22 protein-coding genes are annotated in these 17398 nt (G+C 64.3%); 7 read left to right on the plus strand and 15 right to left on the minus strand.

Annotated elements, in window-relative coordinates; all coding sequences use genetic code 11:
• Nucleotides 1-574: 574 nt before the first annotated feature.
• Nucleotides 575-850 (plus strand): hypothetical protein, encoded by a 276-nt coding sequence (locus METUNV2_RS0109635; protein WP_018229263.1) that lies wholly within the window; start codon nt 575-577, stop codon nt 848-850.
• Here METUNV2_RS0109635 and METUNV2_RS19055 read toward each other — a convergent pair.
• From METUNV2_RS19055 to METUNV2_RS0109675, 8 genes are all read right to left on the minus strand, one after another.
• The gene (locus METUNV2_RS19055) at nt 847-2010 is read right to left on the minus strand and encodes a zonular occludens toxin domain-containing protein (RefSeq protein WP_018229264.1); all 1164 of its coding nucleotides are present in this window, start codon (nt 2008-2010) and stop codon (nt 847-849) included. The genes METUNV2_RS0109635 and METUNV2_RS19055 overlap by 4 nt on opposite strands.
• A complete protein-coding gene (locus METUNV2_RS0109645; RefSeq protein ID WP_018229265.1) occupies nt 2007-2279 on the minus strand; it encodes a DUF2523 family protein in 273 nt (90 codons plus the stop codon). Before METUNV2_RS0109645 ends, METUNV2_RS19055 begins: the two co-directional genes overlap by 4 nt.
• A complete protein-coding gene (locus tag METUNV2_RS0109650; RefSeq protein ID WP_018229266.1) occupies nt 2276-2908 on the minus strand; it encodes a virulence factor TspB C-terminal domain-related protein in 633 nt (210 codons plus the stop codon). The genes METUNV2_RS0109645 and METUNV2_RS0109650 overlap by 4 nt, the downstream gene beginning before the upstream one ends.
• A 775-nt stretch (nt 2909-3683) precedes the next feature.
• Nucleotides 3684-4019, minus strand: coding sequence for a hypothetical protein (locus tag METUNV2_RS0109655; RefSeq protein ID WP_018229267.1), 336 nt, complete (start codon nt 4017-4019; stop codon nt 3684-3686).
• Nucleotides 4020-4037: 18 nt separating this feature from the next.
• Nucleotides 4038-4259 carry a major capsid protein gene (locus METUNV2_RS0109660; protein WP_018229268.1) on the minus strand — a complete coding sequence of 74 codons (222 nt, stop codon included), beginning with the start codon at nt 4257-4259 and terminating at the stop codon, nt 4038-4040.
• A 276-nt stretch (nt 4260-4535) separates the two neighbouring features.
• Nucleotides 4536-4799: a hypothetical protein gene (locus tag METUNV2_RS0109665; RefSeq protein ID WP_018229269.1), complete on the minus strand. Its 264-nt coding sequence runs from the start codon at nt 4797-4799 to the stop codon at nt 4536-4538.
• A gap of 7 nt (nt 4800-4806) precedes the next feature.
• Nucleotides 4807-5751, minus strand: coding sequence for a replication initiation factor domain-containing protein (locus tag METUNV2_RS19365; protein WP_018229270.1), 945 nt, complete (start codon nt 5749-5751; stop codon nt 4807-4809).
• Nucleotides 5752-5944: 193 nt separating this feature from the next.
• The gene (locus METUNV2_RS0109675; RefSeq protein ID WP_018229271.1) at nt 5945-6136 is read right to left on the minus strand and encodes a hypothetical protein; all 192 of its coding nucleotides are present in this window, start codon (nt 6134-6136) and stop codon (nt 5945-5947) included.
• Nucleotides 6137-6320: 184 nt separating this feature from the next.
• On the opposite strand from METUNV2_RS0109675, the gene METUNV2_RS20005 reads away from it, so the two are divergent.
• Entirely contained in the window at nt 6321-6542 is a 222-nt protein-coding gene (locus METUNV2_RS20005; RefSeq protein WP_198288854.1) for a hypothetical protein, read from the plus strand.
• A 2-nt stretch (nt 6543-6544) separates the two neighbouring features.
• The gene (locus tag METUNV2_RS19845; RefSeq protein ID WP_198288855.1) at nt 6545-6925 is read left to right on the plus strand and encodes a helix-turn-helix domain-containing protein; all 381 of its coding nucleotides are present in this window, start codon (nt 6545-6547) and stop codon (nt 6923-6925) included.
• 274 nt (nt 6926-7199) lie between these two features.
• On the opposite strand, the gene METUNV2_RS0109680 is transcribed toward METUNV2_RS19845, so the two are convergent.
• Together METUNV2_RS0109680 and METUNV2_RS0109685 are read right to left on the minus strand one after the other, a co-directional pair.
• Nucleotides 7200-7574 carry a YidH family protein gene (locus tag METUNV2_RS0109680; RefSeq protein WP_018229272.1) on the minus strand — a complete coding sequence of 125 codons (375 nt, stop codon included), beginning with the start codon at nt 7572-7574 and terminating at the stop codon, nt 7200-7202.
• Nucleotides 7575-7588: 14 nt separating this feature from the next.
• On the minus strand, nt 7589-8347 hold the full coding sequence (locus METUNV2_RS0109685) for a 2OG-Fe dioxygenase family protein (protein WP_026188040.1): 759 nt from the start codon (nt 8345-8347) through the stop codon (nt 7589-7591).
• Nucleotides 8348-8456: 109 nt separating this feature from the next.
• On the opposite strand from METUNV2_RS0109685, the gene hyi reads away from it, so the two are divergent.
• Nucleotides 8457-9227 carry a hydroxypyruvate isomerase gene (gene hyi, locus METUNV2_RS0109690; RefSeq protein WP_018229274.1) on the plus strand — a complete coding sequence of 257 codons (771 nt, stop codon included), beginning with the start codon at nt 8457-8459 and terminating at the stop codon, nt 9225-9227.
• A 47-nt stretch (nt 9228-9274) separates the two neighbouring features.
• Here the strand turns inward: hyi and METUNV2_RS0109695 are convergent, their stop codons facing one another.
• Genes METUNV2_RS0109695 through METUNV2_RS0109715 form a run of 5 tightly spaced genes read right to left on the minus strand, consistent with a single transcriptional unit; the run spans nt 9275 to nt 12779 of the window.
• Nucleotides 9275-10060, minus strand: a complete 786-nt coding sequence (locus METUNV2_RS0109695; protein WP_232415654.1) for a molybdate ABC transporter substrate-binding protein — start codon at nt 10058-10060, stop codon at nt 9275-9277.
• A gap of 2 nt (nt 10061-10062) precedes the next feature.
• Complete coding sequence (locus tag METUNV2_RS0109700) at nt 10063-10893, minus strand: extracellular solute-binding protein (RefSeq protein ID WP_018229276.1); 831 nt, start codon at nt 10891-10893, stop codon at nt 10063-10065.
• Complete coding sequence (locus METUNV2_RS0109705; protein WP_018229277.1) at nt 10884-11591, minus strand: ATP-binding cassette domain-containing protein; 708 nt, start codon at nt 11589-11591, stop codon at nt 10884-10886. Before METUNV2_RS0109705 ends, METUNV2_RS0109700 begins: the two co-directional genes overlap by 10 nt.
• On the minus strand, nt 11584-12288 hold the full coding sequence (locus METUNV2_RS0109710; protein WP_018229278.1) for an ABC transporter permease: 705 nt from the start codon (nt 12286-12288) through the stop codon (nt 11584-11586). The genes METUNV2_RS0109705 and METUNV2_RS0109710 overlap by 8 nt, the downstream gene beginning before the upstream one ends.
• A complete protein-coding gene (locus tag METUNV2_RS0109715) occupies nt 12285-12779 on the minus strand; it encodes a hypothetical protein (RefSeq protein ID WP_232415655.1) in 495 nt (164 codons plus the stop codon). The genes METUNV2_RS0109710 and METUNV2_RS0109715 overlap by 4 nt, the downstream gene beginning before the upstream one ends.
• A gap of 192 nt (nt 12780-12971) precedes the next feature.
• Between METUNV2_RS0109715 and METUNV2_RS0109720 the strand changes: the two genes are divergently transcribed.
• From METUNV2_RS0109720 to METUNV2_RS0109730, 3 genes are all read left to right on the plus strand, one after another.
• On the plus strand, nt 12972-14069 hold the full coding sequence (locus tag METUNV2_RS0109720; RefSeq protein WP_018229280.1) for a substrate-binding domain-containing protein: 1098 nt from the start codon (nt 12972-12974) through the stop codon (nt 14067-14069).
• Between the two features lie 67 nt (nt 14070-14136).
• Entirely contained in the window at nt 14137-15309 is a 1173-nt protein-coding gene (locus METUNV2_RS0109725) for a DUF2863 family protein (RefSeq protein ID WP_018229281.1), read from the plus strand.
• A 62-nt stretch (nt 15310-15371) separates the two neighbouring features.
• Nucleotides 15372-16973 (plus strand): peptide chain release factor 3, encoded by a 1602-nt coding sequence (locus tag METUNV2_RS0109730; protein WP_018229282.1) that lies wholly within the window; start codon nt 15372-15374, stop codon nt 16971-16973.
• Nucleotides 16974-17398: the final 425 nt, after the last annotated feature.

Raw genomic sequence — 17398 nt, forward strand, 5'->3', positions numbered from 1 at the left:
GGGTTGTGAACGCTTGCAGGATGGCGTCGGGAGGCGGAGTCCGGCGGTTTTCCCGTCAAGACCTCTGATCCATTACTTCTGAAAATACCTGTTATCAGAAGTGGAGCGGCCTACACTTGGCGCCGGATTGCGGAATTGTCAATCCGGTTTAGAAGAATTTTTCAGCAGTGCGCAACGGGCCGTTTTGGTGCGGTCGCACACTAAGAGTTAGCGGGCGAACACAGGGGCCGGCATTCTACACCGGCCCCACTGCCTGAACAGAGGTGCCTGCGGCACCTGACGCGCTCGCCGCGCGGCGTTTCCCATCGGCCAGCGCCAGCCATCCCATCCGCAGAGTTCTCCGCCTTATCCCTACCTGAGTTAGACGCACTGCACGTGATCGCGCCAGCCCGTGCCGGACTGTCACGCCCACCTGCTTTGCATATGACACAAGGACGCTTCGCGTGCGTCCGGGACGCTTTGCGGGCGAAGAACTCAGCGGATGGGACGGCAGGAACAAGCAGCGCCTGCCGACGGAAAACCGGATACGCCGGGCTCCGAATCTAGCGGCTAGGTCGGCTGAAAGGCACAAACCATGATGCAGATGATTCTGGAACTGATCGACACGAACACGGCGACGGCTCGCGTGCGAATAAAGCGGGCTGCGTCAAGGATGGCCAGCACGCCGGGGCGTGTGTGGCGTCAGCTGACGCTGCGGCTTGTGGTGCGGAAGGTGGTCCGCGACAAGCGCGGATTCATATGGACGCGGCCTGATGGCCGGCAGTTCAGGTGCAGGACGATGCGCCAGCTGGTGGCACGGATCATGGACTACGACGGCCACCTGTTGGCAAGCGTGGTCCGGCTGACTTAAGGCGCTCGCCAAGGCGAAGACTGAGGCACGCGGGGCCGGCGAGATTCCTGAGGCGCGGAATCGGAGACCGGCGCAGGTGCCGGAGAACTGATCAGCACGTCAGAAGGCGACGCCGGAACCGCTTGCGCCGATGCGGTCTTGATCTGGACAGGCGACGGCGGTTCGGACCACGGATTGAACGGCGGAGAACGGAGCCACTCGCGGCACTGACCATCGTTCAAGAAAGCGTCCGTGCCCTGGGGCGTGTAGCAGGTGCAACGCTTGGGCGTGGCAGCGCACCCGGCGACGTATGGCAACGCCTTGACCTGTCGAAGCTTGTCGTACATCGGAGCGGACTCCGGCCTTGTCGTGATGCGCGGGAGCCATTCGGCCAACGGGTCAGCTTGTCCGGGCGAAGTGCGGGACTCGCCCCCCATCGGCGCCGGCTGCGCCGTCGCTCGATTGGTTGGAGCGCCCTTCTCGACGGATGCGACGACAGCCTCCGACTGCTCCGCGAACCTCGAAGAGTAAAAGGACCATCCGAGGTAAGCCACCACGCACAAAATCAGAGGCAGCGCATAGACGAATGTCGGAATGCGCCGATCGTTCTTCACATGCTTACTGCTGGACGTGTAGAGAGAAAACGCATCCTTAGGGAGCCGATATTTACGCTTGGCGGATATGTCGCGCTCGGCCTTCGAATCTGGATCGAATGCGCGCGGCATCTCGAACAGAGAACGCCCGGACCAGTGGTTGCGAACATGGATATGACGATTGACCAGCTTGCGAACGTTCGAATCGACGAACGTAGGACTTTGCGTAATCAGCCAAATGTCAATGCCTTTATGACGGTGCGTTTCCAGCGACTGAACGAGCGGAGGGACTTGGGAGCCAGTGGGCCGAGGCCGGAAAATCTTCTGAGCCTCATCGACCAGCAGCAAGCAGCCGTCCGGGAGCGTAAGGCGCCATTCCTTCAAGGCCGAATCTTCCGGCAACGGAACAGAATGGCACCACTCAGCGACAGGAGGCGGCTGCAGGTGTTCAAGCTTCAAGCCCGGAATGCCGAGGCAATAGACCAGCCTGCCCCGCTCTACTTCCTTGCGCAGCATGGAAACGACGAGCGCGGTTTTTCCAGCACCGGGGAGGCCGGTAAAAAGCGCAATCTGCGCGCCGTCGCTCATGAGGTGAAACCGAATCGCTTGACGGCCATCATGGTCACGATGATGGCAAAGGCACTGAGCCAGATGTTGACCAAGTCAATGAACCCGGCCATCGCAACGATGGCGTACAGGTCGCCGGTCAAACCGCCAAGCGCGCCACGAACGAGTGCGTCAAGCTGGTCCCGCAACGCGGTAAGGCCAACAAGCGTAATCACGCCAACACCGAGCGACACGAGCACATGCCGTGCCCACATGCCGACCCCGGCACCGATCAACGCCGCTAGACTCATGATTGACCCCTGCGCATGCCGACGAAGACGAACACACCGGCCGTCAAAAGGCCGATGACGATGACGACAGGGCGGACCGCCTGAGCACCGTCACAAACTGGCTGCCAAGAAATCTGATAGCTACCGCCTGCGTCCGGCGTAAAAATATAGGGCGCGGGACAGGAAGCCGTAACCGATTGGTAGCTAAGGCCCGGAACGTTGATTGTGCCGGTAGGAAGTTCGACCGGAGCGGGTGTGCCAAGCGGCTGACATGCCATAGCATCTGGGTACAACTCACAGAACGGCTTTTCGGGCTCAGACGGCTTTTGCCCTGAAGCGGCGTTCGCGGTCGTGGTGGTGGTGGATGTCTGGCCGTCGGGCGTGGTGGTCGTGGTGGTCATGGTCGGCTTGATGACGACGCCGCCGGGAACGTATTCCATGTCGTAGCGATTCTGAGTCGTCGTCTGAGTCTGTCCAGTCGGACCGCTGGTGGTGCTGGTGGTGGAGGGGCCATTGATCGACGAAGGGCCGGTAACGGCAGTCGGATCGAAGTCCGAATCATCAACCCACCCATTTTCGACGGCTTCCTGCAACGCCTGCTCGGGACTCAAATCGCCATTCACAAGGTTATCCGTAAGCAGGTCGGACATATGCTGTTCCGTAGCCGGCTGAGGATTGGGATTGACTGGGACACAACTACCGGAAACGTTTGTAAAACCTGAGTCACACGGCCTAGAACGCCAGGTGAGGGCGAGCCAGTTGTCCGGATTAGTCGGCGAAACAACGCACACCGGATTACCGTTTATCCAGCGAACCCCATAGCTGGTAACGCCCATGTTCTGAGCCAACTTCGGGCAAGCTAGCTCCGGAGTAGCGAACCACGGAGAACCGCCAACGACCTGGCCAGAAAACTCCCTTGCGTATGGATAATCTGGCGATGGCGGCGGCATGAGCCACTGATCGGAGACATACTGCCACCCGAGATCCGCGAGGACGCCGAAAGCGAGCATGTACGGATTGGGAACGCCGGGGCGGCGCAGCCCGCGAGAAATGGCTGAGCCGAGGCGCGCGGGCGTAATCGAGCGAGACGCGGTGAGGGAAGCGGGAACGCCATCCACACGCACAGCGGCACCGCGATAAATCTCCGCCCTGCCACCGCCGAAATCGCTAGGCCTATAACCGCCGTAGCCGGTGTCCTCAAGGCCGGGAACAACGGCGTCCCATGCACCGGAAACGGCTACGTTCGCGGGTGCAGAGACGGCGATATTGACAGGAATCCTAGAAACCGTTACGGCGAAGGAAAGAACGGAGAACGCTCCCAAGCACAACCCGAGCGCAAAAAAAAAGAGCCGGCGAATCATGAGCAGATCAGCCAGATTGCGCCAACGACGGCGAAGAAGCCAGCGAAGAAATAGGGATCGGGTGTCATGACATTGCCCTTTGCATGAGCTTGAAGATGGCCGCCCCGATGAGCACAGAGCCGACGAGCCAGCCAAGAGAAACGCCGTCTTGAAGAGACTGTTGAGGATCACAATAGACCTCCATGTCTGAGGTGCCGACGAACGTTTCAAAGTGCCCGTTTATCGTCTTGACCCAAAGCCACTGCTGACCGGAAAAACCGTCCGGGTCCTCAAACTTAAGCTGCCAACTGATCAGATCACCGGAAGGCGAAATCGAGGTAACAACAGGATATGAGGCCTGCAACAGGATGCGGCCGGCATCATCATCGGCGTGGCACGTACCATCAACGAAGATTCCCATGTCGACCGCACCCGAGGATTACAGTGCGCGACGGAACATCTTGAAAACGACGATGCCGACAATGATGCCGAACACGATGCCTGCCACCGTCTTGGTGTCGGTACCGGCGGCGGTCAGTTCGGTGGTCACCGACTCCGGGACGGCAGCGAGAACCGAACCGGCACCGGCCATGAGAGCGGCACCGACCGTGGTGCGGTAACCGTTGATACTGGCGATCTGAGCTTGCAGTTGCTTCTTCATTGTGTTTCTCCATGGCCCGTTAAAAATGCCATCAGCGAAGGGCCAGACCGCTGAAGGCGAAAACCGTTAAAACCGTGGGGAATTCGATTCCCCACACCCCCGGTTTGAACTGCACGGCACTGGTGTGCCGGGGACGGAAAAGATGTTTCCGTCAAGACGATTCGGTGAAAGGCGGAAGCGGCCTACGGGCCATTCGAAAAGCGAGCGCGAAGCCAAACGAAAAGCCGACGGCAACGCCGAAACCGAAATCGAACAATCCGATGATGGTTTCCACCGTCACGCCGCGTGGGCGGGCTTTACGTTGGCCGGGTGGAGCGCCTCAAAACGGAGTTCAAGACGCCGGTTCATGTCGATGGAGGTTTTCAGCTCGACCTGATAGACGCCGGGTTGATAGACGTGCTTGCCTTCGGCGAACAGTTCGGCGAAACCTTGAAGGCCACCTTCGAGGGTGACGATGCCGCCAATGATGGAATAGGTTTTCGACGTGTCCTTCTTGCCTTGGACGTGACGAACGCTAATGAGCTGGAACGGGATTTTCATGAATCACCTATGCGAGTAGCGGCGCGCGTAGCGCCTGATGGAAAGCCGCCCTGTCGGACGGGTGAGCGTGACGCCAGAAGGCGGGAGGCCTGTCTGTGTCAGAAAGATCAACGGCGGCGAGTAGCGCGAGGCATCGTTTGGGAAGTTCGGGCACGTGGAGCCATTCAAAGACGGCGCCGAGGTCACCACCTGTGAGCCGCAAGGCCATGTGAAGCGCCCTGCCCGCCTGCTTGCGGGCGTGGTCAAGCGTCTTTTCGACGGTGGCTTTACCGATGGCGATCACCGTGCGGACGGCGGACTGTTCTGCGGGATTGATCCACGCAAGGCAGGGGTACTTCCCGGCGAGGTATTGACCGGGATTCCGGATCATGTCGGGGGTGAGTTCGCGGTGGTTGTCCGCGTGCCATTCGCCTTCGTAGCGGACCCATGGTGACGACGGGTCGCCCAGTTGCTTGCCCTTCTCATAGGCGCGAAGCTGGAACGAAGCGCGAGAGCCGGTGTAGAAGGTGCAGCCTGAACCGCTGCCCTCGTCGCTGATGTACCGGGCTTTCGGTGCTGGACCGCGCGAGGGATCGAAGCCGCCGTCGTGGTACTGGTCGCGGCACCACTGCACAGGGTGCGTGCCTTCGAAATCATCGTGGGCAAGGTCAATCCGCGTGATCTTCGCGGCCTGCTCTTCGATGGTGTCCGCGATCAGGTCCCAATCACGAACCGCTGCGCAGCCGGTGCCAGTCAGCGAAATATGGACGGTGCCGGCGTTGCCGCCGTACATGCACAGGCCGAGGCCGGGAATCTCGAGGCAGTGCGCGTAACCGAAACGGCCGTGTCCGGTGTCCTGTACGGAAGCGGCGAGAGCGTCACCAAGGAAGAGTCCGAGGATGGATTGCAGGAAGACGCGCGGGTCGCCTGTCGGGCGGAACGTGACAGAGAGGTAATCGACGATGGCGCTCATGAGCCGACACCGCCCCGCGTGACGATATACCCAGCACGGCGAAGTGCGCGAACACGTAAGCGACGCTGGCGCGAGTTTCCGCTAACAGTGAGCAGCAAAAACATGGGCTCATCGAAGCAGTAGGGGCATTCAAGAACGAAACGACCCGCATAAGTCGCGCTGGCGCAGCGCACTTCACCGCCGCGATGCCAACTCATTTCAGGTTGGCGAACTTCGAGAGTTCGGCGGCAGTCGCGTTTTGCAGCTGGACGTTATCGTTCAGCATCTTGCGGAACTTGGTCCGGTCCCGGCGAAGATCAGGGTCGGAAAGAGCCGCGCGAGCAACTTGGGCATTCCTGCGCGCCTGCTGCAGCTGAACTTCCAAAAGCTCTTGAACGGTCCGCATCTGTGCCCCCTTGGTCTCTCTGAATTACCCCCGTAGTTACTAGGCGGGGGTTTGTCGAGCGACGCTCGACTGATGCGGACGTTAAGCGAAGCGTAACTTCTTGTCAAGCATTGCGTAACCAAATAGGGTCGACTCCGTTAAAAGTTCACAGAGGCGAACAATGGGAATCTATGAGCGGGACTGGATGAAAGGCCGCGAACCGGAAAAGAAACCAACGCCAGAAACCGAGCAATGGACCATTCCGAAAAGGGAACAGGCGACACCAACGCGGCCGAAAGAAAACGGGATCAAAAAGACACCAGCAAGACGAACAAAGGAGCGAACCAAAATCGCCCTTTATGCCGGGTTTTGGATAGGCGTTATCGCACTAGGAACAGTCGCAGCACGAATGCTAAAAGGATACTGAGCATGAAACCAGTATGGATGTATCTCGACGAAGCTGCAGAGCGAGGCATTGCGAAGAATGACAGTGACATCGCACGTAAGCTTGATGTATCGCGCGCCGCAGTCAGCCGGTGGAGAAAAGAGCTAGACGCCCCGGCAGAGGACACAGCCGCGCGTCTGGCAGACCTGCTAGGAAAGCCGGAAATCATGGCCGAATGCGCAGCTGCGCGGGCCAAGACCCCGGAAGGCCGGCGGATGTGGGAGCGGCTGGCAAAGATCGCAGCAGCCGCAATGATCATGCTGGCGTCATTTAGCTCGGCCGATACCACAGCCGGATTTGAAGGTCAATATGCACCGCGCATACCGATACTACCTGTTTTCAGAAGTAATGGAGTGTCGAAATGATGGGTGTGTTTGCATCGCCAAGCTACTGGCCCTGCTGGGTGCTTATTTTCTGCTTCTTTTCCTGAATCCGGCCCGCTGCATACCCACGCTAGCGTGACAGGAAAAGCTGGCGGTTTTCCCGTCAAGACCTCTGATCCATTACTTCTGAAAATACCTGTTTTCAGAAGTAATGGAGTGTCGAAATGATGGGTGTGTTTGCATCGCCAAGCTACTGGCCCTGCTGGGTGCTTATTTTCTGCTTCTTTTCCTGAATCCGGCCCGCTGCATACCCACGCTAGCGTGACAGGAAAAGCTGGACGATCAACGCGATACCGATGGCGCCGACCGCGAGCGAACACCAGGACGCCAGCCCGGACATGTAGCCGTCGGGAATTTCCACCGGCTTCAGCGTGGACAGCACGCGCCGGTACTGCACGACCGCCAGCACTACGGACAGCGAACCGAGAGAGATCAGCGCAACACCGATCCAGAACGACGGTCCGTACTCGACCCGGGCGGCAGCGGCCTGCGGGTTGTGCATCATGGCGACGAACAGCGCAAAGCGTTCGATCGCGAAGCCGAAGGCCATCAGCGCAAGCGCGGTACGTGTCCATGCCAGCAGCGTGCGCTCGGCCGCGAAAAAGACGCGAGGGTCGTTCAGGTCGGACATGTCGGATCGGCGCTTCAGGTCTGCGCCTGCGGGCGCCGGCGGTAGGTCACCACCAGCACGTCGCGCCAGGCCGGGCGAGACGGATCCAGCGGATGGATGGGCGTTACGCCGTGCAGCGCGCGCTGGTCGTTCACCAGCGCCGCGTCGCAGGGGGCGGTCAGCGTGAAGCTGTCCAGCCGCTGCCCTTCCGGCGAAAAGATTTCGGTGGTGCCGCTTTCGACGTTTTCCCGACGCACCATCATGACCAGCACGAAATCCACGCCGTCGCGGTGCACGCCTTCCGGCGTCGGCTTGCCCTCGCCGTCCGCCCGCGCCTCGATGCGGAACTGGTGCACCTCGATATGCGCTGCCTCGCCCGGATGCAGACGCTGGAACACCGAAAGCCCGAACCCGGCCACCGTCTGCAGTGTCGATCCAGCCAGCACCTGAGGGCGTATCGGTTCGAAATGGCGTTCGATGCCGCCATTGAGCGTGTTGTAGTTTAGGCTCTGGTAGTGAGGCTGGTGCGCTTCGACCTGGATCTGCAGGCCGTCGGCCGGTGCGCTCAGCACCGCATAGCGGCGACGGCGATAACGGCCGCCGTCCGCCATATAGATATCGGTTTCCAGATCACCCCAGCTGGCAGCGAACGCATCCCAGTCGGCTCGCCAGCCGGAACGCAGGCTGCTCAGCGCATCGCGCAGCTGGGCCGACGGAAGGAAGCAGAAATCGTGGGCGGCCACCTGTTCGGCGAGCGCACGGGCGAAAGTTCCGGAATTTGAAGCGGGGGACATCTGGGACGCGGCGGTGAAAACGACTGAAGCACGGACGATACTCCCCTGCTCCCGACTGCGCACGTGCTCAGGCCATTTAGAATCGATGCCCCGCCGGAGAATCCGTCACATGCCCCGCTTCTGCGCCAACCTGTCACTGCTGTTTACAGAACATCCATTCGCCGAGCGCTGGGGTGCCGCCGCGCGCGCCGGTTTCCGTGGCGTGGAATGTCATTTCCCCTACGCCGAACCGTCGGACGTACTGGCCGAGGCCTTGCGTCGCAATGCGCTGGAACAGGTGCTGTTCAATCTGCCCGCCGGCGACTGGGCGGGCGGCGAGCGCGGCATCGCATCCCTGCCCGACCGCATCGACGAATTCGAGCATGGCGTCGGCACCGCGATGCGCTACGCGAAGGCGCTGGATTGCCGCCGCATCAACTGCCTGGCCGGACTGGCGCCAACGGACGCAGACCGCACCGAACTGCTGTCGGTGATGGAACGCAATCTGCGCTTTGCCGCGCGTGCACTGGCCAAGGAAGGCATCACGCTGCTGGTCGAGCCGATCAATCCGCGTGACATGCCCGGCTTCCTGCTCAACCGTTCGGCCGAAACGCTGGCGCTGATCGAGCGCGTCGGCGAGCCCAACGTGAAGCTGCAGTACGACGTCTATCACATGCAGATCACCGAAGGCGACCTCGCCCGCACGCTTGAGCGTGAGTTGGCGCGCATCGGTCACGTGCAGATCGCGGACAACCCGGGCCGACACGAACCGGGCAGCGGCGAGATCAACTTCCCCTTCCTGTTCGACTGGCTAGACCGCATCGGCTACGACGGCTGGGTCAGCGCCGAATACCTGCCGGAGGGCGACACCGTGGCCGGTCTGGGCTGGCTGCCGCGCTGATGCGGCAGGCCGCGGCGTACCCCGAAGGGCACGCCGCGCAAGCCTGATCAGGGCAGCGCGAAGCCGTCGGCGGCGAGCACCGCGCGCGCCGGTGCCGACAGCAGGAAGCGGGCGAAACGCTCGCCCTCGCTGCCGGCGCCTGACAGCACTACCAGCCCGTAGTCGGCACCGACCGCCAGTTCCGGCGGCAGCGCCACTTCCTGCAGCGCCGGCACCTCCTGTTTCGCCAGCCGCACATTGGTGCAGTAGGTGACGAAAAGGTCGGCCTGACCGCTGTCCACCACCCAGGCGTAGGCATTGCGCCCGCCCGGCGGCTTCGGCGAATCGGCGGCACCGGTCAGCGTACGTCCACGCGCCAGCAGCGCACGACCGGCGCCCGGACGCAGCGCGTCCGCCCGTTCGAACATCTGCACCGCGTAATCGCCGGACGGATCGGCTTTCGGCGTCGAGATGCCCAGCTTCAGATCACGGCGCAGCATGTGATCGAGCGCATTGCCCGGCGTCACCGCCAGCCCCGGCCGCACCAGCAGGCACAGCTCGTTGCGCGCGAAGCGCTCGACCTTCGCCGCCTTGCCGGCGTCCACGAAGGTTTGCGGGTGCGACATGTTGGCGGACGCGAACACGTCCGACTTCACGCCGCCGGCAATCTTGTCCCGCAGCACGCCGCTCGGTCCGAATTCGAAGCGGGGCGCGGCCCCGCCCTGCTCCGCGTACAGCTTGCCGAGCTGGGTGAACACCGTCTTCAGGCTGCCCGCCGCGTGCACCGACGCGCCGTCGGCCAGCGCGGCACCGGACAGCAGCGAGGTGCAGACCGCCACGATGAGCGTGCGCATGTTCACTTGGCTGCGTTCGGGAAGAACAGCTGCTGACCGTCGATCTTGTAGTCGGCGATCGCCTTCTGGCCTTCGGCCGACACCACCCAGTCGATAAAGGCCTGACCGTCGGCCTTCTTCACGTGCGGGTGCTTTTCCGGGTTCACCAGAATGACGCCGTACTGGTTGAACAGGCGCTTGTCGCCTTCGACCGAAACGGTCAGGTCAGCGCGGTTCTTGAACGACAGCCAGGTGCCGCGGTCGGCCAGGATGTAGGCGTTCATCGAAGCTGCGGTATTCAGCGCCGGGCCCATGCCGGAGCCGGTGTCGCGGTACCAGGCGCCCTTGACCGCATCGAGGTCGATGCCGGCCGCCTTCCACAGGCGCAGTTCGGCCGCGTGGGTGCCGCTCTTGTCGCCGCGCGACACGAAGGGGGCCTGCGCTGCCTGCACCGCCTTCAGCGCTTCGGTGATGTCCTTGCCACCGGCGACCTTGGCCGGGTCGGATTTCGGGCCGACCAGGATGAAGTCGTTGTACATGACTTCCTGGCGCTTCACGCCGAAGCCTTCGGCGATGAATTTCTCCTCCGCCGCCTTGTCGTGCACGAACACCACGTCGGCGTCGCCGCGACGCGCCATGTCCAGCGCCTGACCGGTGCCCAGCGCCACCACGCGCACCTCGATGCCGGTCTTGGCCTGGAACACCGGCAGCAGATGCTTGAACAGACCGGACTGTTCGGTCGAGGTGGTCGACGACACGGTGATGAAACGGTCGGCCGCGGTGGCAAACGGTGCGGCGAGAGCCAGGGCAGCCGCGGCTGCGGTGGCGATGAACGAGCGGCGGATCAGGTCCATGAAAGTTCTCCTCTGAGGTAATGCCCGGCTTGCTCCGAGCGCGGTGCGGCAAAGAAATCGGCAATCGGCGTGTGTTCGGTGATGCGGCCGGCGTCGACGAAAACGATGTCATCGGCCAGGCGACGAGCCTGACCGAGGTGATGGGTGACCATGACGATGGAACAGCCGTCGTCGGCGATGACGCGGATCAGGCGCTCGACCTCGGCTGACGCGCCCGGGTCCAGGCTGGCGGTGGGCTCGTCGAGAAAGAGCACGCGCGGGCGCAGCGCCCAGGCGCGCGCCAGCGCCACCCGCTGCTGCTCGCCACCGGACAGCACCCGCGCCGGCCGGTGCGCGAGCGGCGACAGGCCGACCCGCTCCAGCACTGCTTCGGCGCGGGCGCGGCGTTCGGCAGCCGGCACGCCGGCCAGGTAGAGCGCATAGCTCACGTTGTCGAGCACGCTGCGGCGGAGCATGACCGGGCGCTGGAACACCATGGCCTGCGGCGGACGCGCGCCCCCGCCGTTCCACACGATGCGGCCGGCGGTCGGTTCGATCAGGCCGTGCATCAGGCGCATCAGCACGCTCTTGCCGGCGCCGTTCGGGCCGAGCACCAAAGTGCGGCGGCCGGCTTCCAGCCGCAGCGACACGTCATGGATCAGTGTGCGCTCGCCCGCCGCGTAGCGCAGCGATTCGAGGGTGATAAGAGGCTCAGCCATGTCTTCTTGCCGCCCATTCGCGCAGCGCGTGCGCCAGCGCATTCAGTATCAGCACGATGGAAATGAGGATGAAGCCCAGCGCCAGCGCCAGCGGCAGGTCGCCCTTGCTGGTTTCGAGCGCGATGCTGGTGGTCATGACCCGGGTGACGCCGTCGATATTGCCGCCGACGATCATGACCGCACCCACTTCGGCCACCGCCCGGCCCAGACCGGCCAGCACTGCGGTGCTGAGCGAAAAGCGGGTATCCACCAGCAGCGTGAGCGCCGCCCGCGGCGTCGAAGCGCCGAGCGAACGCAGCTGTTCTTCGTAGTCGCGCCAGGCGTCGGCCACGATCTGGCGCGACAGCGCCGCGATGATGGGCGTGATGAGCACCACCTGCGCCAGCACCATGGCGGTCGGTGTGAACAGCAGGCCGAGCGGGCCAAGCGGGCCGGCGCGTGACAGCAGCAGATAGACCAGCAGACCGATCACCACCGGCGGCAGGCCCATCATGCCGTTCAGGATGACGGTCAGCGGCTTGCGTCCGGGAAAGCGGCCGACCGCGACCGCAGCACCGATCGGCAGGCCCAGGCAGGCAGCCAGGAAGACGGCGGTCAGGCTCACCTGCAGGCTGAGCCCGACGATGGACAGCAGCTTGCCGTCGGCTTCGGCGATGAGCGTACCCGCGGTGATGAAGCTTTCGGTGATCGTGCTCATGGCGCGGGCTCCGCGATCACCATGAGCCCGACCTGCGGCTCGGCCACCGCGCTGATTTCCAGCCGGTAAGCCACATCCGCCTCAAGCCGGTAAATCAGTTCCTTCTGCACGCCCTCGCTGCGCAGGCAGCGCAGCGGCCGCATGTGCACCGGCAGCGGCCGGCCATCGGGCGACACGACCTCCACCCAGGCGCGTGCGCTGCTCATGACGCGGTAGAGGCCGCTGGCCGGCACGCCCAGCGAGAAGATGCCGGCGTGGCCGGCGCTGCGACGGCCAGGCGCCTGCAGTGTCACCCGCGTTTCGTCGTCCAGTCGTGCCTCTGTGCGCTGTCCGGGTCGTATCGCCGGTGCGACAGCGGCGCTGCGCCCGGCCTCCAGCATGTCGGCGGGCGTTGTCCAGGCGCGTGCCAGCACGGCGGTGACCGCGGGCGCATCGGCACAGGCCGCGTCGATGTCGGCCGCCTGTACCATAACCGGTAACAGACAGGCCATCGCAAGCAGGCCTGCGCGCGCAAGTCCTGAAGACCGCATCCTATTCCTCACCCTGCCGCAAACGCTGCGAAAGGCGCGCCGGCCATGAGCACGGCACCGGACGGTGCATTCCCGGAACAGGCGAATTCATCAATCGGCATCGGAAAACACATAAGATGCCGGACGCTATCTCAACGACGCTTTGCGTCCTATATGTCCGATTCTGCACAAAACCTGCCGACGCTCCGGGTCGAGTGGGATTTCGGCGCCGAAGCGCCTGCCGGCATCGGCCGGCTGATCGCGCTGCTGGCCGCCATCGACAGTTCCGGTTCGATCGCTGGCGCGGCGCGCGAAACCGGCCTGTCCTACCGCAATGCCTGGGGGCTCATCAATGGCTGGCAGGCCTGGTTCGGCCAGCCGCTGATTGCCACCGCGCGTGCGCACGGTTCGTCGCTTGAGCCCTTCGCCCGCCAGCTGCTGGAGATCGACCGCGGCGCCCGCCGTTCGCTGTCGCGCGCGCTTGAGCACGCCAGCGAACCGATGCGCGTGCTGTCGCTGAAGCCGGCCGAGCACGACAGCGCGGCGCTGCGCTTCGCCGCCAGCCACGAACCGCTGCTCAATGAACTGATCCGCCAGCTGCGCAGCGCCCGCGAAGACAGCGCCGCAGTCACGCTGAGCACCCACGGCAGTCTGGAATCGCTGCTCGCGCTGGCCGCCCGCCGCTGCGAAATCGCCGGCTTCCACTGCCCGGTCGGCGATCTGGGGCGCGACATCTGGTCGCTCTACCGCGCCCAGCCGGGCCTGCCGAAACTGAGGCTGATCGGTTTCGCGCGCCGCACCCAGGGCCTCATCCTGGCGCGCGGCAATCCGAAGAAGGTGAGCGGTCTGGCCGACCTCACGCGCAAGGATCTGCGCTTCGTACACCGCCAGCCGGGCGCCGGCACCCGCCTCGCCTTCGATCTGCTGGCGCGTCAGGCCGGGCTGGACACGCGGGCGCTGAACGACGGCGACGAGGAGCACACCCACGCCGCGGTCGCCGCGCTGATCGCCAGCGACGAAGCGGACGCCGGCCTCGGGCTGGAAGCGTTCGCGCGCCGGCTCGATCTCGATTTCATCCCGCTGTTCGAGGAAATGTACTTTCTGGCCCTGCGCGACAGCGCCGCCGGCCGCGATACCGCGCACGCGCTGTCGGCGCTGCTGCGCGACCCGCAATGGCGCGCCCGTGGCCGCGAACTGAGCGGCTACGCGCTGGACGAAGCCGGCAGCGAATACGATTTCGCCGGTGCCGAAGCGCTGCTGTTCGGCCACTGAGCCCGCATCTCAGGCGCAGCCACCTGCGCGGCTTGCTAAAATCGCGCCTCAGTCACCGGACCCCCACATGAAACGCACCCGATTCGCCCGCCGCGGCGGCCTCACGCAGGACGCCGCGCTGCTCACCCGGCTGGCCACCGGACTGGCGCTGTCCGCCAGCCGCATCGAAGACCGCTACTGGGAAGTGCGGCTTGCCGAACAGGTGAGCCGGCTGCTGGCCGACCGCAACGAGGATGCGCTGAACGCGGCACTCGACCATCTGTGGCGCGAGGATGCCCCCGCCTACGACGAACTGGCCGATTTCATCGAAGCCGGTGCCGAATGCGGTCAGTCCGGCGACGCCGGTACGGACTGGGACGTGGTGGTGTTCGCCGCGCCGCTGCTCGCCTGGTCGCGCTTTTCCATTCCGGCCGGCCAGATTCCGGCCGCCACCCTCGACAGCCTCAAGGTGCAGCTGTGCGCCCACGCCTTCGGCGCCCGGGCCAAGGTGGCGCTCGCCGACTACCTGTTCAGCCCCGACCAGCTGCCGCGCGGCTATGTCGAAACCCGCGACCTGGCCGACGATCTTGGCGAGGCGGTGCGGGCCGGCAAGGATCTGAAGCTGGAATCCGACGCGATGGCGCAGACCACCACCTTCCTGTCCGACACCCGCTACCTGATCGGCATCGTAATGGCGCCGCGCGGTCAGGCGCTGTTCCGCTGGCAGGAAGACGATGGCTCGCGCGAACACGTGATCAAGCAGTGGCAGGCGCAGGGCGGCGCGGTGCTCGGCACCCTGCTGCCGGCCTGTGCTTTCGAGCTGCTGCCGCCGAATGCCTATCACTCGGCCTGTCGCGAAGCCGACCGCGCATCGCGTGCCTATTCGCTGCGCGCGTCAGCCGCCTTCCTGGAACAGACGCTGGCAGTGCCGGCCAGCGGCCTGCGCGCCATCATCGCGCCCTTCCACGACAAGCAGCTGGAGGAATACCGCATCGCCTTCACCACCACCGATTCGAATCAGGTGGTGCACGGCGTGGTGTGGGCGCTGCTCGGTGCCGAAGACGAAGAGACCGACACCGTGGGCGATATCGAAGCGGTGCTGCGTGAGTGCGGCGTGACCGACATCCTGGTGCTGGACCACCGCATGCCCATGGAGTACTGCGACGACTGCGGCGCGCCGATGTACCCGGACCCGGAAGGCCAGCCGGTGCATGCCGAACTGCCGGAAACCGGCGAGCAGCCGCCCGCCCATCTGCACTGACACCTGACCCTGTTTCCGCGGCCGCGCCTCGCGCGGCCGTTTTCATTTGCTGAAGAACGCTCATGTCGCTTGAAAAAGAAGTCGCCCGCCGGCGCACCTTTGCCATCATTTCCCACCCTGATGCGGGCAAGACCACGCTGACCGAAAAGCTGCTGCTGTTCGCAGGCGCGATTCAGATCGCCGGCAGCGTGAAGGCGCGCAAGGCCGCGCGCCACGCCACCTCGGACTGGATGGAAATCGAAAAGCAGCGCGGCATTTCGGTTGCCAGCTCGGTGATGCAGATGGAATACCGCGACTGCGTCGTGAACCTGCTCGACACGCCGGGCCACAAGGACTTCTCGGAAGACACCTACCGCGTGCTGACCGCGGTCGATGCCGCGCTGATGGTGATCGACGCCGCCAACGGTGTCGAAGCGCAGACCCTGCGCCTGCTCGAGGTCTGCCGTGCGCGCAACACGCCCATCATCACCTTCATCAACAAGATGGACCGTGAGGTGCGCGCCCCGCTCGACCTGATCGACGAACTCGAGCGCACGCTGGGCATGGACGTTGCGCCCTTCACCTGGCCGCTGGGCATGGGCAAGGATTTCGCCGGCGTGTACGAACTGCGGGAGGACCGCATGCGCGTGTTCCGTGCCGGCGAGGACCGCATTTCCGGCGACGAGGAAGTGCTGCTGGGGCTGGACAACCCGGAAATCGCCGGCCGCTACCCGATGCAGTTCGACACTGCGCACGCCGAGATCGACCTGGTGCGCGATGCCGCCCCCCCCTTCGACGAAGCCGCCTTCCTGGCCGGCCACCAGACGCCGGTGTTCTTCGGTTCGGCCATCAACAACTTCGGCGTCAAGGAAGTGCTGGACGCGCTGGTCGACCTCGCGCCGCCGCCCGGCGGCCGCCCGGCCATCCAGCGCCGCGTCGAGCCGACCGAAGAGAAGTTCACCGGTGTCGTGTTCAAGATCCAGGCGAACATGGACCCGTCGCACCGCGACCGCGTCGCCTTCCTGCGCGTGTGCTCGGGCCACTTCGAGCGCGGCATGCGCATGAAGGTGAGCCGCAACGGCAAGGACATCCGGCCGAACAACGTGGTCACCTTCCTGTCGCAGCGGCGCGAACTGCTGGAAGAAGCCTACGCCGGCGACATCATCGGCATCCCGAACCACGGCACGCTGCAGCTGGGCGACACGCTGACCGAAGGCGAAACCCTGCAGTTCACCGGCCTGCCCTTCTTCGCACCTGAACTGTTTCAGGGCGTCGAAGTTCGTGATCCATTGAAAACCAAACAGTTGCGAGCAGGTCTTGAGCAATTGGGTGAAGAAGGCGCCATTCAGGTATTCCGTCCGCTGGCCGGCGGCACGCTGCTGCTGGGCGCGGTCGGCCAGCTGCAGTTCGAAGTCGTCATCCACCGCCTGAAGACCGAATACGGCTGCGACGCCCGGCTCGAAGGCACCCGCTACATGATGGCGCGCTGGGTCACCTGCGACGACGAGCGCGAACTGAAGCGCTTCATCGACGCCAACGCCCACCGCATCGCCTACGACGCGGTGAACGCCCCGGCCTTCCTCGCCACCATGCGTGCCGAACTCAAGGTGGCCGAGGAGAAGTGGGAAAAGATCAGGTTCCACGCCATGCGCGAACACGCCGGGCTGATGTTCGCCAGCCAGTAACTGCACGGAATCTGCACAGGTCGGGGCGCGCTGTTGTGGGAGCGGCGCCCCCGCCGCGAAGGGGCGGTGCCCGGCGCCGTCTCCTGAACAGCCGCCGCAATCGCGGCGAGGCGCCGCTCCCACGGAATCCGCACAGGTCGCTGCGAGCTTTTGTGGGATCGGCGCCCTCGCCGCGAAGGGGCCTGTGCCCGGCGCCGTCTCCTGAACAGCCGCCGCAATCGCGGCGAGGCGCCGCGCCCACGGAATCTGCACAGATCGCTGCAAGCTTTTGTGGGAGCGGCGCCCTCGCCGCGATGGGGCCTGTACCCAGCACCGTCTCCTGAACAGCCGCCGCAATCGCGGCGAGGCGCCGCTTGTATGTTCATCTACGGCAAGCGTAGTAGTGGACGCTTGTCGGGCGGAGGGACGAGCGCCGCATCTGACGG

It is taken from the genome of Methyloversatilis universalis EHg5, assembly GCF_000378945.1.
Lineage (GTDB): Bacteria > Pseudomonadota > Gammaproteobacteria > Burkholderiales > Rhodocyclaceae > Methyloversatilis > Methyloversatilis universalis_A.